10 protein-coding genes are annotated in these 15589 nt (G+C 72.0%); 3 read left to right on the top strand and 7 right to left on the bottom strand.

Annotation, left to right across the window (positions count from 1 at the left end):
- Nucleotides 1–71: 71 nt before the first annotated feature.
- Together G6O68_RS25490 and G6O68_RS25495 are read left to right on the top strand one after the other, a co-directional pair.
- A complete protein-coding gene (locus G6O68_RS25490) occupies nucleotides 72–677 on the top strand; it encodes a DUF1990 family protein (RefSeq protein WP_165251487.1) in 606 nt (201 codons plus the stop codon).
- Between the two features lie 4 nt (nucleotides 678–681).
- On the top strand, nucleotides 682–1386 hold the full coding sequence (locus G6O68_RS25495; protein ID WP_165251488.1) for a DUF1990 family protein: 705 nt from the start codon (nucleotides 682–684) through the stop codon (nucleotides 1384–1386).
- A gap of 37 nt (nucleotides 1387–1423) precedes the next feature.
- On the opposite strand, the gene G6O68_RS25500 is transcribed toward G6O68_RS25495, so the two are convergent.
- From G6O68_RS25500 to G6O68_RS25525, 6 genes are all read right to left on the bottom strand, one after another.
- The gene (locus tag G6O68_RS25500) at nucleotides 1424–1684 is read right to left on the bottom strand and encodes a hypothetical protein (protein ID WP_206108209.1); all 261 of its coding nucleotides are present in this window, start codon (nucleotides 1682–1684) and stop codon (nucleotides 1424–1426) included.
- A gap of 58 nt (nucleotides 1685–1742) precedes the next feature.
- The gene (locus tag G6O68_RS25505; RefSeq protein WP_165251489.1) at nucleotides 1743–2180 is read right to left on the bottom strand and encodes a hypothetical protein; all 438 of its coding nucleotides are present in this window, start codon (nucleotides 2178–2180) and stop codon (nucleotides 1743–1745) included.
- A gap of 493 nt (nucleotides 2181–2673) precedes the next feature.
- The gene (locus G6O68_RS25510; protein ID WP_165251490.1) at nucleotides 2674–4782 is read right to left on the bottom strand and encodes a catalase; all 2109 of its coding nucleotides are present in this window, start codon (nucleotides 4780–4782) and stop codon (nucleotides 2674–2676) included.
- A gap of 139 nt (nucleotides 4783–4921) precedes the next feature.
- Nucleotides 4922–7627: a glycosyl hydrolase family 5 gene (locus tag G6O68_RS25515; protein WP_165251491.1), complete on the bottom strand. Its 2706-nt coding sequence runs from the start codon at nucleotides 7625–7627 to the stop codon at nucleotides 4922–4924.
- Nucleotides 7628–7738: 111 nt separating this feature from the next.
- Nucleotides 7739–9955 (bottom strand): PQQ-dependent sugar dehydrogenase, encoded by a 2217-nt coding sequence (locus G6O68_RS25520; protein ID WP_165251492.1) that lies wholly within the window; start codon nucleotides 9953–9955, stop codon nucleotides 7739–7741.
- Between the two features lie 278 nt (nucleotides 9956–10233).
- Nucleotides 10234–11880: a dipeptidase gene (locus G6O68_RS25525; protein ID WP_165251493.1), complete on the bottom strand. Its 1647-nt coding sequence runs from the start codon at nucleotides 11878–11880 to the stop codon at nucleotides 10234–10236.
- A gap of 175 nt (nucleotides 11881–12055) precedes the next feature.
- On the opposite strand from G6O68_RS25525, the gene G6O68_RS25530 reads away from it, so the two are divergent.
- A complete protein-coding gene (locus G6O68_RS25530) occupies nucleotides 12056–14977 on the top strand; it encodes a PVC-type heme-binding CxxCH protein (RefSeq protein ID WP_165251494.1) in 2922 nt (973 codons plus the stop codon).
- Nucleotides 14978–15009: 32 nt separating this feature from the next.
- Here G6O68_RS25530 and G6O68_RS25535 read toward each other — a convergent pair whose 3' ends face one another.
- Nucleotides 15010–15522, bottom strand: coding sequence for a DUF4240 domain-containing protein (locus G6O68_RS25535; RefSeq protein WP_165251495.1), 513 nt, complete (start codon nucleotides 15520–15522; stop codon nucleotides 15010–15012).
- Between the last annotated feature and the right edge of the window lie 67 nt (nucleotides 15523–15589).

Raw genomic sequence — 15589 nt, forward strand, 5'->3', positions numbered from 1 at the left:
GGGCGTTCGGCCCGCCCTTTGCTCTCTCGGTCCGTCCACCGACCCCTTCGTGTCACCCGGACGGACCAACCATGAGCGCCCCTTCGATCGACCCGACCATCGGAGACGTCGTCCACGCGGCGGCCGGCTCCGGCCCCTTGCTCCAGCGCGACTACGTCGCGACCCTCGAATCCGGCCCCTGTTCGCCGGAGGACCTGGCCCGCCTGGTCCGCGAGCGATTCGTCGAGTTCGGCCCTCGCGAGACGGCCGCGTTCGAACGCCCGGGCGGCGGCGAAGGGCCGCTCCAGGTCGGCGACGAGATGGCGATCCGCATCGGCGGACTCATGCCGTGCCGCGTCCGGGTCGCGCAGGCGGACGACCTCTGCCTGACGCTGCGGACGATGTGCGGCCATCCCGAGGCCGGCCGGATCAGCTTCAAGGCCGGCCGGGACGACGAGGGTCGGCTCACGTTCCACATTCGCAGCCGCGCCCGATCGGGGGGCCTGCTGCATTACCTCGGCTTCCTGGTGCTGGGGCGGACGATGCAGGCCCGCTGCTGGATCCGGTTCCTCGGCCGGCTGGCCGAGGCCTGCGGGGGCGGGCTCGCCGGGCCCGTCCGCGTCGCCACGACGCGCGTCGAGCTGAGCCCGGACGACTGCCAGGGCCCTGACCGATCCACCTTCGAAGGCGGGGACTGAGCGGATGGCCCTGTTCCGATTCGGCCGCGGCTGGAGCGAGGCCGAGATGCGCGGGTATCTGGAGGCCCTCAGGGATCGGCCGGTCAACTTCGACGTGGCGATCGATCAGATGACGGCCGAAAACGGCTGGACGATCGACGGCAGCGAGGATGAGATCGGCGTGGAGCCCCCCGGCCCGCCGCTCCCCGACGGGATCTTCGCCCACGCGCGCCAGGCGATCCTCAACTACGACTTCTCCGACCCGAGCATCGTCGTCGGCCACTTCGACCCCGAGGTCCCGCCCGTCGGCCGCGACATGCTGCTAGAGCTGAAGGTCCTGGGCTTCCGGTTCCTCTGCGGGGTCCGCGTCCACAGCCTCCGCGAGGAAGGGTGCGGCCGGTTCAGCCACTTCGGGTTCCGGTACGACACGCTCGAAGGCCACGTCGAGCGCGGGTTCGAGTGGTTCCTCATCACCAAGGACCACGAGACCGGCCGCATCCACTTCAAGATCGAGGCCCACTGGCGGATGGGCCAGTTCCCCAACCTCTGGAGCCGGGTGGGGTTCGAGCTGATCGGCGAGCGCTACCGCGAACGCTGGCGGCATCGCGCGCCCGAGCGGCTGCGGCGGATCGCCCACAAGGCCGCCTCCGGGCCCGTCGCCGAGCCCGGCCGCCTCGCCCATCGCGGCGACGAGGAAGCGTCCCGGACCGCCCCCGAGCCGGCCCGCTGAGGGGCCGGCTCGGGGAGAGGGGGAGGACCGGCCGGCGTCAGTCCGAGCCGTGCAGCTTCACGATCTTGTTGTAGAGCCCCATGATCATGAAGGGGGCGACCCACTGGCCGACGAACTGGGCGTCGCGGTCGCGGCCGGACAGCTTCAGCGCCAGCGACGCGCCGACCGCGCCGAAGGCCATGCCTAGGTAGAACACCGACGGCACCTGGCTCGTGTACTGCTCGATCATCTTGGTCGCCAGGCCTTCTTCATGCTCGCGGGGGCGGACGCCCACGCCTTCGAACACCGCTTCGGTCATCGTGATGCCTCTCGATCGTTGGGGGATGCGGGATGGTGACGCGGTCCCGCGAGGACGCTCAGGCGAACGTCGGCGCGGGGGGGAGCGAGGCGAAGTCGATCGGCCGGCCCGGCGCGGCCGACGGCGGGCCGTCGGCGAGCGCCACGTCGACCGTGGCGACGTAGAGCTGGACACCCTGACGGATCGGGCCCGGCTCGAAGCCGGCGCGGACGATCCGCAGGCGGCCGGCGGCGAACCCGGCGAACGGCCGGTCGTTGCAGCAGCCCTGGAGGCCGGCCCGGACCTGCTCCGAACCGCCCACCTCGACGCGACGGCAGGGAGCCGCGCCGGGGCCGGCGAAGGCCTCGCGCAGTGCGTCCTCGAAGGGCCGGAACCGCAAGGCCGGGGCCGGGCCCGCCGCGGCCGTCGGGGCGGCGACTGCAGACGCGCCGAGCCCGAGCCCGAAGGGGAGCGCCGCCCCGAGGGCGGAGAGGATCGATCGTCGACTGGTCGTCATCTGGGGTGCTTCCTCCGGAGGCGGACTATTATCCCAAGCCCTTCCCCCCTTGCGGGGGAAGGTGGCCCGAAGGGCCGGATGAGTGGGAAGACCGGCACGGAAACCGTTCGGAGGACTCAACGGCCCGAGCAGCCGTCGCCTCCTCGCACGTCCGCCTTGATGTTCCCCCTCATCCGGCCTCCGGCCACCTTCCCCCACCGGGGGGGAAGGGAAGAGATTCCGATCTCAACATCCTTCCCCCCTCGCGGGGGAAGGTGGCCCGAAGGGCCGGATGAGGGGGAAGACGAGCACGGGAACCCTTCGGAGGACCAGGCGGGCCGATGAAGGCGTCGCGGCCTCGCGGAATCCGCCTTGACGATCCCCCTCATCCGGCCCTCGCCCACCTTCCCCCACCGGAGGGGAAGGGAAGACATGCGAATCTCAACATACTTCCCCCGGCGGGAGAAGGCCGTCTTTCATCACGAGCCTCGGGGCTCGGTCGACATCCCTCCGCTCAGCGTTCGGCGCCCGCCCGGTCCCAGAATCGGACCTTGCGGCAGGCGGCGACGAAGGCCTGGGCGTCGGCGGCGGCCTTCAGGGGGACGAAACCCTCGTCCAGCGCCGCGGCGACCCCGGCCTTCTCGAAGAGGGGCATGGCGTCGGCGACGTATCCGAGGAACTTCCGGTGCGCGACCGCGTCCGCGACGAAGTCGCGGGCGGCGGGGAGCCCGGCCAGCAGCGCCGCGCCGTCCTTCGAGGGCAGGATCGCCACGGCGTCGAACAGCACCGACGGACCGCCTTCGAGCTTCTCGTGGGCGTCCCGCCAGGCGCCGGCCGAGTCCTTGACCCCGCCGACCTCCGGCGCGACCAGCTTGAGCGTGACCCCCTCGGCCTTCAGGGCGGCGGCCAGGGCGTCCAGCACGCCGGCGTCGACGCCGTCGGTCACGAGCGCGCCCACCTTGCGGCCGGCGAAGCTCTTGGGGCCGTTCTGCACGATGCTCAGGGCCTTCGAGGGCGGCAGGTCCTGCCGGGTGGGCTTGAGCGCGTCGGCCGGCTTCGGCATCTCCTTCAGGCGGATCTGCCTGGCGACGGTCTCGGCCAGGCCCTTGTCGATGTTCAGCAGGTGCGCGACCACCCGCGAGCGGATCGCCGGGGTCTCCACCTTGCTCAGCTCGAACGTGATCGCGTTGGCGATGTGGGCCTTCTCGATGTCGGTCTGGCTGATGTAGAACTGCCGGGCCTGACTGTAGTGGTCGGAGAAGGTCTCGGGACGCGCCCGGAGCTTGGGGCCTTCCACGGGGGCCGGGTAGGTGCGGAAGCCCTTGTCGGGGCTCTCGCGCGGGCCGACGCCCCAGGAGTTGGGCTCGTAGTTGACGCGGCCCTTCGGGTTCCGCATCGCCATGTGCCCGTCCTGCTGGAACGTGTGCATCGGGCACTGGGGGGCGTTGATCGGGATGTGGGTGAAGTTCGGGCTCCCCAGCCGCTTGAGCTGGGTGTCCAGGTACGAGAAGTTCCGCCCCTGCAGGAGCGGGTCGTCGCTGAAGTCGACCCCCGGCACCACGTTCTGCGTACAGAAGGCGACCTGCTCGGTCTCGGCGAAGAAGTTGTCGACGGTGCGGTCGAGCACCAGCCTGCCCACCGGGCGGATCGGCACTTCCTCCTCGGGGATCAGCTTGGTGGCGTCCAGCACGTCGAACGCGAATTTCTCGGCGAAGGCCTCGTCGAAGACCTGCAGCCCCAGCTCCCACTCGGGGAAGTCGCCGGCCTGGATCGCGTCCCACAGGTCGCGGCGGTGGAAGTCCGGGTCGGCCCCGTTGATCTTCACCGCCTCATTCCAGACCACCGACTGCAGGCCCTGCTTGGGCTTCCAGTGGAACTTGACGAAGGTCGACTTCCCCTCGGCGTTCACCAGACGGAACGTGTGGACGCCGAACCCCTCCATGAACCGGAACGACCGCGGGAGCGCCCGGTCCGACATGACCCACATGATCATGTGCATGCTCTCGGGCGAGAGCGAGATGAAGTCCCAGAAGTTGTCGTGCGCGCTCGCCGCCTGCGGGAAGCCCCGGTCGGGCTCCTGCTTCACGGCGTGGACCATGTCCGGGAACTTCATCGCGTCCTGGATGAAGAAGACCGGGATGTTGTTGCCGACCAGGTCCCAGTTCCCCTCCTTGGTGTAGAACTTCACGGCGAAGCCTCGGACGTCGCGGGCCAGGTCCGCCGACCCCTTGTTGCCGGCGACGGTGGAGAACCGCACGAAGGCCGGCGTCTTCTCTCCCTTGCGCTGGAAGAGGTCGGCCCGCGTCAGGTCGGTCAGCGGCTCGTAGGTCTCGAAATAGCCGTGGGCGCCGAAGCCCCGGGCGTGGACCACGCGCTCGGGGATGCGCTCGTGGTCGAAGTGGAACATCTTCTCGCGGAAGTGGAAGTCCTCCAGGAGCGTCGGCCCCCGCGCGCCGACCTTCAGCGAGTTCTGGTCGTCGGAGACCGGGATGCCCTGCTGGGTCGTCATCACCGGGCATTGCCCGCCGGCGACCTGATGGGTCTCGCCCCCCGCGCCCACGCTCACGTCCGCCTCGCCATACTTGGCGGCCTTCCTCGCCTGGTCGTCAGCCTGCCCGGCCATGTGTCCACCTCGGATCGTCTGGGAAAGGGAGATGCGCCGAAGGTTCGGTTTTGACGATTGAGAATGCAAAAACCGTACCGCCCCGATCGTCCCCCGTCCCCTCGCGCATCGACCTCGTCGAGGCCGCCGAGGCCCGCCCTCAGGGGGTCGCCGGGGCCGCGCCACGGGCCTTGAGGACGTACCAGTGGGTGCCGCCGGCGGCGGGGAGCTTGATCCTCACGCGGCCGTCGACCGGCTCGGGGCGCGAGCGGGCGGCGACGCGGCCGTCGGCCGCCAGGGCCAGCAGCTCCAGGTCGGGGACATCGGTCTTCAGCTCGATCGTCCCGACGACCGGCTCGGAGAGGTATGCCACCTTCTTGTTCGGGTCGGCCATGGCGCGGGCGACGGCGGTGATCAGGACGAACCGCGACTTCGCGAGCGGCTGGTCGTCGACGCTGGTGAGCGCGACGACGGCCTTCTTCGTCTCGATCGCGAACTTCGCGTCGGCCGTGGCGATCGCCTCGCCGCCGATCCACCCCGACGCCGCCTGGGACTTCGGCGCGTCGATCACCTGCAAGCCGCGCCGCCAGTCGCGGGTGATCTCGCCGGTGTCGGACCGGACGAACGTCTGGCCTTCGGGGATCAGGTCGCGGTCGGGGTCGTCCAGGACGGTCGCCCCCTCGGGAGTGGGCGTCGGCTTGAGCCAGGGGAGTTCGGTCGTCGCGGGCAGGCCGATCGTCAGCCGGCTCTGCTCGACGGCGGTGCGGATCGTCGCCGAGGTCGCCGGCGAGAGGTTCCGCCCGAAGAGCTGCTCCGGCGTGAGCGCCAGGTGGTACGCCCGGGCCGCCGGCGCGACGTGGCCCCGGCGGTAGAGCAGGGCGGCCGCCGGCATGACCCCGGACAGCGCGGGGTCGGCGAACGTCGACCAGGTCGAGGGGCCCCTCGGGCGCTTGAGGATCTCCTGCGAGTAGTTGTAGATCATGGGCGCGTCCCAGCCCTGGTGGGCCGCCGCGGCGGCCGTGGCGAGCGGGGCCGTGAAGCGGTCGTCGGCCGGGTAGGGGACGTTCCATTCGGTCACGCTCAGGGGCTTCCCCGCCACCTGCCCCGCGCCGATCCAGGGGATGAAGTTGGCCTCGTAGCGGGGGTCGGCGTCGAGGGCCTCGGCCTTGCCGTACGCGTGGACGTCGATCAGGTCGCCGTCGCTCAGCGAGGGGAGGATCCAGAGCGCCGAGTTCCCCCAGTAGTTGGTGGTGGCGGCCAGGCCCTGGAAGCCCAGCCGCCGCAGGTCGCCCAGGAAGGTCTGGTTGAACCGATGCTCCATGTCGCCGAGGAACATCTTGCTCGGGCCCGGCACCCACGTCTTGCCCACCTCGTCCGCCGACAGCCCGTGCTCGGCGGCGAACGCCTTGACCTCGCGAGTGAACAGGGCGTTGTGGAACGGCCGGTTCTGGTTCGCCAGGAACATGTAGCCGAAGTGGTGCGCCAGGTCGTTCTCGTTCGTGACCAGCACGGCGGCCACGGCCGGGTCGTCCTTGTAGGCCAGGCCGGTGTGCGGGTTGACGTGGGTCAGGTACGCCTCCTGAAACTCGCGCATCAGCCGCTGGACGTCGCCGTTGTAATACGAGTAGCCGACCGCCAGCCGCCGCGAGCCGTCGATCTCGGCCTTGCCCTCGACCAGGCCGTCGGCGTCCAGGAACGTGCGGCCGACTTGCAGGTCGAGCCAGACGTAGATCCCCTCGTCCTTCAGGCACTTGACCCACCAGTCAATCTTGTCCAGCTGCTCCGGGTCCAGCTTCCGCGTGGTCGGGGCCTTCACGCCGAAGATGTTCGGGGTCACCCACGACGAGTCGTGATGGTGGATCCGCATCAGGTTGTAGCCCAGCTGGGCCATCCGCTTCGCCTGCGTCGCGACCGACTCGCGGGGGGTCGTGAACAGGGCGTAGGCGGCCAGGTTCGCCCCCCAGAACCGCGCGGGGGATCCGTCGCCGCGGACCAGGCGGTCGCCGTCGGCCCGGACGCGGCCCCGGCTCCCGGCCGGGCGGTCGTCGGCGTTCAGGAACCGCAGGTCCAGCGGGCTGGCGTCCCATGCGAGCGCCTCGGGAAACCAGCCCTCGGGCCGCGCCGGGGCGTAGCGCTCCTCGGGCGTCAGGGCGCGGGTCGCCCCTTCAGGCAGGGTCAGCGTCAGCCGGAACGTCTTCACGCCCGCGTCCACCCGATCGGCCAGGAGGAACATCCGGGCCCCGTTCTCGGGTTGGATCCGGGCCGCGCCCGGCGTCACCTTCAGGTCGATCCGACGCCCCGGGACCGGCTCCCACGACCACCCCGCCCCCTCGGGCAGGATCGACGGCGGCGGGGCCTCGCCCCCCAGGACGGCCGCATTCGGCTTGGTCGCCCATTGCAGCCCCCCGCCGACGGCCCCGGGGATGGACTCGGCCGAGTCCAGCCGGAACTCCATCTCCACCACGTTCGGCGCGGGCGAGCGGTACTCGACCGCCACGTCGGTCTTCAGCTTCTCCACCTTCGCCGTCAGGCTCCCCCCGCCGCCGGGTTCGCGCCGGAACTCGACCTTCGACAGGCTCGACCACGACCACTTGGGGCCCCAGTAGGCCTGGCTCGACTCCAGGACCACCGACCCTTTGCACAGCACCCGCACCGAGCCGTTCGGCAGGACCATCCACGTCCAGTCCCCGGCCGCGATCTCCGGGATCGGCCCCCGGGGCTTCGCCGCGGCCGTCGCCCGGCCCCCGGCCTGAGCCGCGGCCGTCGCCGACGCCCGCGCGCCGCCCGTCGCCGCGACGTGATGCAACGACCAGGCCAGCACCGCCGCCGCGATCGGCGACAGGGCGTAGAACAGGCGAGTCCTCATCGGATGCGTCTCCCCGGACGGTCCCCACGCGCGGCCGCCGCGACCCCCGACGGCCGCCCGACCCCTCGCGCATCCTACCCGATCCCCACCCCGCCCCGAAACCCGCCCCCCTCAGCGCGACGGGGCCTGGGCGTGCGGCGGCGGGCCGGGGTCGGGCAGCTCCGCGATCCAGGCGCGGAGCAGGGCGACGGCGTCGTCGTCGACCTGGTTGGTCGCCAGCGGGGGCATCTGGCCGGGGCCCCGGCTCGCGACGCGGGAGAGCAGGGTCGAGCCTTCGGGGTCGCCGGGGGCGAGGATCTTCGCGCCCGGGGCGGCCAGGGCGTCCTGCTGGGGCGTCAGGTGGACCCCCAGCCGATGCGGGGGCGCGCCGGCCGTGAGGTCGATCGCCGCGTTCCCCCCGCCGGCCTCGACGTGGCAGCTCGCGCAGTTGGCGTGCAGGTAGGCCCGCGCCCGCGCCTCCAGCGTCGCCGACGCGTCGCGCGGGTCCGCCAGCCGGGGACGCCCCTCGCGCCGGGGCGGCTCGTTCGCGAAGAAGCCCAGCCGATGCAGCCGGTCCACCTGATTCTCGGGCCCGGCGCCGTGGTCGAAGTCCCGGTTCATCTGCGGGGTGCAAAGCCCCAGGACGAAATTCGACGCCCGCGAGTGGCAGACCATGCACTCGGCGCGGCTGGGGTAACGCCAGGCCTGGTCGCGGCCGCCGCCGTCTCGGGTCCTCACTCGGAAGGTGCGGTCGAGGCCCTCCTTGGCGACGAGGATCGCGTCGGTCCGCTCGTCGTTCCAGGCGTAGGTGTAGCCCGTCCACTCGCCCTGCTCCTTGACCATCAGCCGGGTCTCGATGGGCGCGGGGGCGTCGCGGTCGTCGTCGGCCAGGTCGTACAGGAAGGTCTTCACCAGGACCGTGCGGTCGGGAAAGGTCCAGCCGTTCGGCTCGGCGTACTCGATCGTCTCCAGCCCGGGGACGGCCAGGAACCGCTCCTTGAGGGCGCCGTCCGACCACAGGGGCGCGTTCACGTCGTAGGGCACGGCCCCCGGCGCGGGGGTGCGGTCGGGCGTGGAGGCGAACAGGCCGGTCTCGCTGAGCCTGCGAGGGAACCGCGCGGACGCCTCGGCGTCCTCCGGCGGCGAGGGGACGAGCCGGTGGAAAGCGTTCCGGTGGTCGATCAGGATCAGCTCGCCGGCCGAGTCGAGCCCGAAGCCCGTGAGCTGCAGCGGGGTGTCGGCGATCTCGCGGTGGAAGACCTTGCGGCCCCCCTCGACCTTCACCCCCCAGACCTTGCCCGTCGAGTAATCCCCGTAGACGTAAGCACCCTTCAATTCGGGATGCCTCGAACCGTGGTAGACCAGGCCGCCGGTGAGCGAACGGGCCTCGGAGTGGTGGTGCTCGACGGTCGGCGGGGTCAGCGGCGCGTGGGCGAGCTTGCGGCCGGGCAGGAACGGGCGGCTCCCCTCGGTGACGCTCCAGCCGTAGTTCGCGCCCCGCTCGACGAGGTTGACGGTCTCCCAGAGGTCCTGGCCGTTGACGCCGGTCCAGAGCTGGCCGGTGGCCCGGTCGTACGAGAGCCGCCAGGGGTTGCGCAAGCCCATCGCCCAGGTCTCGGGCCTCGCCCCGGGAATGTGCGCGAAGGGATTGTCCGGGGGCGAGGAATAGGCCGCGCCCGGGGCCGGGCGGTCCACGTCGATCCGCAGGATCTTGGCGGTCAGGTGGGCGAGGTCCTGGCCGCGATCGTTGAGATCGGAGTCGGCCGTGCCGTCGCCGGAGCTGACGTAGAGCATCCCGTCGCCGCCGAAGGCCACGTCGCCGCCGTTGTGGCCGTTCGACTCCCATTCGATGATCGTCAGGGCGCTCGCGGTGTCGATCGCGAACGGGGGCCTGCGGTCGACCATGTAGCGGACGACGCGGGTGACGTGCGTCTCGTCCGGAAGCTGGGCGTTCATGCCCACATACAAGAACCCATTCCGGACGTAGTCGGGGTGGAAGTCGAGGCCGTAGGCGATCGTCGTCGGGCCGAAGTCCAGCAGGACGTCGAAGCGGTCCACGCCGGGATCGTCGGCCGCGCGCAGCAGCCGCCCCGGCGGCGCCCAGCCCCCCAGGTGCTGGAGGATCAAATAGGCGCCCGCCCCCGGCTCCTGCTCGAACGTCAAGGGTTGCTCGACGATCAGGTTCGGGAACGCCTTCACGGCGCGGTAGGGGGCCGGGGGCTCGGGCGAGCCGACCACCCGCGAGGTCGTCATCGGCGACCGTGGGGCGTGGCGGCCCTCGTCCTCGCACGCGAACCCGGCCGCGCCGGCCCCCGCGACGATCCAGACGACCAGCAAGGCGGTTCGCATCGGCGATGGCTCCGCGCGGGGGCCGGCGGGGGGCGTCCCCCCCCGGTCTCGGCTCCCGTGCCGGCGATTGAGGAAGTCTTGCGAGCGATGGGATGGCTTCGAGGGAAGCGAGGGCCGGGACGAAGGGAGAGGAGCCCGCGGCCGAGCCCCTATCTATGCCGCCCCCGGCCGCGTTTGGCAAGGGGCACGCAAGAAGATTTGGATTTATGGAGGCTTGTGCAATCCTTGCCCCATCAGGGCCTGCATGCTCGCCGGCGGCGAGGCCGACCTCGGAACGATCAGTGGTCCGTGCCGGCGGCCCTGGCCGGGAGCTTGAGCTGCCCGCCCCGGCCGGCGACGACCTGACGGAGCCACTCCGGCGAGTAGCCGGGGGCCTTGGGGACGCCGCGCGCGTCCTTTTGATAGGCGTCGACGTGGTCGGTCAGCACCGACTGGGCCAGGGCCTGCCAGCGCCGGAAGACGGCGTCGGCGGTGGAGACGGAGTAGTTGGTGAGGAACGTCCGGGCGAGCGCCGGGTCGGCCTCGGCGAGCTTGGCGGCGGTCTCCTCGATCACCGGCTGCATCTTCAGCAGCGCCGCCTCCTGCTCGACCTGGGCCTTGCGGACGTCCGGATAGACGCGCGACCAGCGGTCGTACGCCAGGTTCGACACCAGGTTCGTCACCCACCAGGCCGATTCCCACGAGAACTTCCCGTAGTCGCCGTTCGTGTACGAGGCGGGCAGCGCGTCGATCGCGCAGTAGAACGGCGTGAAGCACGAGGTCGACGCCTCGTCGGGCGTGAACCACGAGACGCCGCCGACGGCGTCCGGCAGGCCCGCGCGCATCTGGTTCACGACCACGAAGCCGGCCTGCTGGGTGGAGATCGGCCGCTCCCACATGAACTCCTCGCCGTCGACCTTGAAGGTGAGGTCGCGGGCTCGGAGGGGGCTGCCGAACGGGCCGGCGTCGACCCCCTTGGTCATGTCGTAGGGGGTCCCCTCGTAATGGTCGCGCATCAGGCCCATCACGTCGGCGACCGACAGCTGGGCGTCGGGCTTGATGAACAGCGGGTAGTCCTCGGACCCTTCCTCGCCGCGGAACCAGGCGTCGGAAAAGTTCGCCGAGGGGGCCGACCTCCGGTAGACGCTCCAGACCCGCCCGGCGCAGGCGCGGCGGGCCGAGGCGCCCTTGTCCGGGTGGTAGGCGTCGCGGTAGCTGAAGGGCTTGCCGGAGTCGGTCTTGTAGTACCCCCGGTCGACGGCGAACGTCACGACGTCGGGCGAGTACAGCCAATTCTCGGGGTCGTCCATCGGGAACGTGGTGATCCGGCTCATGTTCGCGTGGGCGGAGATGCAGCCGTCGGGCACGCGGGCGGCGACCCAGACGATCCCCTTGCCGCCGGGCCCCTTGCCGATCAGCTCCATCATCCAGGCCTCGCGCTTGTCGGCGATCGAGAAGGTCTCGCCGGAGCTGGAGTAGCCGTACTCGCGGCAGAGCGAATCGACCAGGCCGATCGCCTCGCGGGCCGTCTTCGCGCGCTGGAGGACCAGCATCATCAGGCCGTCGTAGTCGAGCTGGCCGTCCGGGTCGACCAGCTCCGGCCGGCCGCCGGTGGTCGTCTCGACGAGCGAGAGCTGATGCTCGTTCATCAGGCCGACGACCGTGTGGGTCGTCTCGGCCTGGCGGACCTGGCCCCGGACCTCGTCGTCCTCCCAGGCGCGGACGTCGACCATCGTCCCCGGCGCGTGCGTCCCGCCCGCCACCCGCAGCAGCTTCGGCAGGAACGGCGCGTCGGCCGAGTACGTCACCATCACCGAGCCGTCGCGCGACGCGCCCCGGCTCACCAGGATGCTCGTGCAGGCCGGCGCCGAGGCGACGAACGCCGCCGTCATCGCCAGCGCGCACGCCGCCGCCCCGACCCCTCGAACCGATCGATCCCGGATCATGTCGACCTCCGTTCCCTTCCGCGCGGCCCGTCTCCCCGGCCTGAAATGATCTTCCGAAGATAAGTTCCCCCGTCCGGGCGCACAATCCCCGGGCCCGCCGGGACGGTTGCAACGCGGCCAGGCCTCGCTACAGTGGTCACATCCCGCCCGCAGGACCCGCCAGGAGGAAGCCGCCATGTCGCCGCGCCCGACCATCCTCGCCGCCGTGCTGCTCGCCGCCGCGACCTCCGGCACGACGACGGCCGACGAGCCCAGGCCGCCGCTCGCGCCCGAGGAGGCCCGGGCGCTGTTCCGCGTCGACCCCGGGCTGAAGGTCGAACTGGTCGCGGCCGAGCCCCTGGTGATCGACCCGGTGGAAGTCGCGTTCGACGAGCGCGGGCGGATGTGGGTGGTCGAGATGCGCGACTATCCCAACGGCCCCCCCGAGGGCGGCCAGCCGCTGGGACGCATCAAGGTCCTCGAAGACGTCGACCGCGACGGCGCGTACGACCGGGCGACGGTCTTCGCCGAGGGCCTCGCCTTCGCCAACGGCCTGATCCCCTGGCGCGACGGCGCGATCGCGACCATGGCCCCCTCGGTGACTTTCCTCCGCGACGCCGACGGCGACGGCAAGGCCGACGCCCGCGAGACGCTCTACGAAGGCTTCGCCACCGGCAACGTCCAGCTCCGCGTCAGCCACCCGACGCTCGGCCTCGACGGCTGGCTCTACGTCGGCAACGGCCTGCGCGGGGGCAAGGTCGTCGCCGCCGATGCGCAGAGGGAGCCGATCGACCTCTCGGGCAAGGACCTCCGGTTCGACCCCACGCGCGGGCTGGCCGAGGCCGTCTCCGGCCCCGCGCAGTTCGGCCTGACCTTCGACGCCTGGGGGAACCGTTTCGTCTGCGACAACCGCCACCACCTCCGCCACGTCGCCTTTCCCGATCGGGCCGCCCGCCGCAACCCCCGGCTCGCCGCGCCCGAGGTGTTGCAGGACGTGCCCGTCGACGGCGAGGGGGGACGGGTCTTCCCCATCAGCCGCTACTGGGTGACCTCGACCCTGCACGCCGGCCAGTTCACCGCGTGCTGCGGCGTGTTGATCTACGGCGGCGACGCCTTGCCGGACGCCTACCGCGGCGCGGGCTTCACCTGCGAGCCGACCGGCAACCTCGTCCACGCCGAGGCGATCGAGCCGAACGGCGCCAGCTTCCGCTCGCGGCCGATGCGCGAGGGGGTCGAGTTCCTGGCCTCCACCGACCCCTGGTTCCGCCCCGTGAACCTGACCGTCGGGCCCGACGGCGCGCTCTACGTCGTCGACATGTACCGCGCCGTCATCGAACATCCCGAATGGATGCCCGAGGAGTTGAAGAACCGCCCCGACCTGCGGCTCGGCGACGACCGCGGCCGGATCTGGCGGATCGTCTTGGACAGCTCGAAGCCCGTCGATCCGGGGCGCCGCACCATCGCCCCCGAGGCCGACAAGCTCGCCCTGCTGGGCCACCCCAACTCCTGGCACCGCGACACGGCCCGTCGGCTCCTGAAGCAAGACCCCGAGGCGCTGCCGGCCGACCGCCTGGCCGCGCTCGCCGCCGGCGACGGCGACGGCCTGGCGCGCGTGCAGGCCGCGTGGCTCCTGGAGGGGGCGGGCCGGCTGACCGACGCGATCGTCGTCGCCCTGCTCGACGCCGGCTCCCCGCGCGTCCGCGAGCAGGCCGCGCTGATGGCCGCGACCCGGCCGATGAACGACGCGATCCGCGAGCGGATCGCCCGGCTGGCCGACGACGCCGACCCGCGCGTGCGGTTCCAGGCGGCCCTCGCGATGGGGGCTCGCCACGACGCCGGCAAGGTCGGGCCGCTGACGACCATCGCGCTCGTAGGGGCGGGGGACCGCTGGACCCGGCTGGCCGTGGCGAGCGCCTTGCCCGACCACGCGGCCGACGTCCTCGCGAAGGTCCTCGAACGGACCGGCGACCAACCCGCCGACGCCGACCGGCTCGCGCTGATGAAGGAGCTGGCGGCGCTCGTCGGCGCGGGGAAGGAGCCGGCGGAGCTGGCGACGGCCGTCGCCGCGCTGGAGACCCTCGCCGGCCCCGCCGCCGACGCCTGGCGGCTGGCGGCTCTCGACGGCCTCGCGGAAGGGGTGACCCGCAGCCGGGCCACGTTCGCCCAGCTCCTGGAGAAGGCCCCCGCGCCGACCGCCGAGGCGATCCACGGCCTGCTCGCCCGCGCCTCGGCCGTCGCGACCGACGCCTCGGCCGACGCCCCCGGCCGGCTCGCCGCCGTCCGCCTCCTGGCCTTCGCCCCCGAGGATCAGGCCGTGCCCGCGCTCCGGGGCCTGCTGCTGGACGACCCCGACCAGGACGTGCGCGTCGCCGCCGCGCGGTCGCTGGGGAACCTCCGCCGGCCCGAGATCGCCGAGGTCTTGATCGAGCCCTGGCGCACCTACCTCCCCGCCGTCCGCCGCGCGGCGGCCGACGCCTTGCTGCGCGACCCGGCGCGCATCGGCCGGCTTCTGGACGCGATCGAGCAGGGGAAGATCCTCCCCGGCGACCTCGACGCCTCCCAGTCGCAACGCCTCCTGGCGCACGCGGACCCGGTCGTCAAGGAGCGGGCGGGCCGGCTCCTGAGCCGCCCCGGCGACCGTCGGCGGGCGATCGAGGCGTACGCGCCCGCCGTGGCCGCCGCCGGCGACGCGACCCGCGGCCGCGCCGTGTTCGAGGCCAACTGCGCCACCTGCCACCGCGTGGCGGGGGTCGGCGTGGACGTCGGGCCCGATATCGCCGACACCCGCGCCCGGACCCGCGAGGCCCTCCTCGCCGACATCCTCGACCCCGACCGGGCCATCGACGGCAACTACGTCGCCTACGCCGTCGCCACCGCCGACGGCGCGGTCTACGACGGCGTCATCGCCGCCCAGACCGCGTCGAGCCTCACCCTCAAGCGCCCCGAGGGGAAGACCGAGGTCATCCTCCGCTCCGCCATCGACGAGATCCGCTCCACCGGCAAGTCGCTCATGCCCGAGGGCTTCGAAGCCAAGATCGACGTCGACCAGATGGCCGACCTGCTCACCTTCCTCAAGGACTGGCGCTATCAGGACGGCGCGGTCCCGCTGGGGCGCTGAACCGGGCCGACCGGCGACTCGCCCGCCTTACCTCATTCCTCCTCGATCAAGGCGAACAGGCGGGGAAGGCGGCGGCGGGCCTCCTCGTCGTCGTCGTAGTCCCAGTCCACGCCGGCCAGTTCGGACTCCCCGCCCTCGACGGGGTAAGGGTCGTCGTCGTCCGCCCCGGTGACGTCCAGCCAGGCCTGACGGGCGGCGTCGTAGGTTTCGGTCTCGTACTCGACCCCCGGCTCGACGACGTCGGCGAGGCTGTCCGGTTCAGCCAGAGCCTTCTCGTACACGTCGCGGCCCATGCCGATCAGCCAGCATCGGAAGTAGTAGAATCCGTCGTCGGACGCGCCGCCGTTGATGAGATACGCCGCCCCCCAGAGGTCGACGGTGTAGGCTCGGGCCAGGAGCCGGTGGAAGCGGCCGTCCCACTCGACGATCTCGTCGGCCGGCAGGTCGCGCAGGGCGTCGGTCAGGCGTTCGGGCCACGAATCCGGATCTTCGCGCGCCGCCCCGCAGGTCTCGTCGATGATCCGCCAGAATCGGGCCTCGTCCATCGGTCTCCCCCTCATCCGGGCCTCGTCGAGGATCGGTCGTCACGCCCGACATCCTCGACGAGGGGGA

Source organism: Paludisphaera soli, from assembly GCF_011064595.1.
In the GTDB taxonomy this organism is placed as follows: domain Bacteria; phylum Planctomycetota; class Planctomycetia; order Isosphaerales; family Isosphaeraceae; genus Paludisphaera; species Paludisphaera soli.

Bases quoted from the DNA above. Each gene is read 5' to 3' on its own strand.
- G6O68_RS25520 (WP_165251492.1), bottom strand. From the start codon at position 9,955: ATGCGAACCGCCTTGCTGGTCGTCTGGATCGTCGCGGGGGCCGGCGCG.
- G6O68_RS25515 (WP_165251491.1), bottom strand. From the start codon at position 7,627: ATGAGGACTCGCCTGTTCTACGCCCTGTCGCCGATCGCGGCGGCGGTG.
- G6O68_RS25490 (WP_165251487.1), top strand. From the start codon at position 72: ATGAGCGCCCCTTCGATCGACCCGACCATCGGAGACGTCGTCCACGCG.
- G6O68_RS25500 (WP_206108209.1), bottom strand. From the start codon at position 1,684: ATGACCGAAGCGGTGTTCGAAGGCGTGGGCGTCCGCCCCCGCGAGCAT.
- G6O68_RS25510 (WP_165251490.1), bottom strand. From the start codon at position 4,782: ATGGCCGGGCAGGCTGACGACCAGGCGAGGAAGGCCGCCAAGTATGGC.
- G6O68_RS25505 (WP_165251489.1), bottom strand. From the start codon at position 2,180: ATGACGACCAGTCGACGATCGATCCTCTCCGCCCTCGGGGCGGCGCTC.
- G6O68_RS25525 (WP_165251493.1), bottom strand. From the start codon at position 11,880: ATGATCCGGGATCGATCGGTTCGAGGGGTCGGGGCGGCGGCGTGCGCG.
- G6O68_RS25495 (WP_165251488.1), top strand. From the start codon at position 682: ATGGCCCTGTTCCGATTCGGCCGCGGCTGGAGCGAGGCCGAGATGCGC.
- G6O68_RS25530 (WP_165251494.1), top strand. From the start codon at position 12,056: ATGTCGCCGCGCCCGACCATCCTCGCCGCCGTGCTGCTCGCCGCCGCG.
- G6O68_RS25535 (WP_165251495.1), bottom strand. From the start codon at position 15,522: ATGGACGAGGCCCGATTCTGGCGGATCATCGACGAGACCTGCGGGGCG.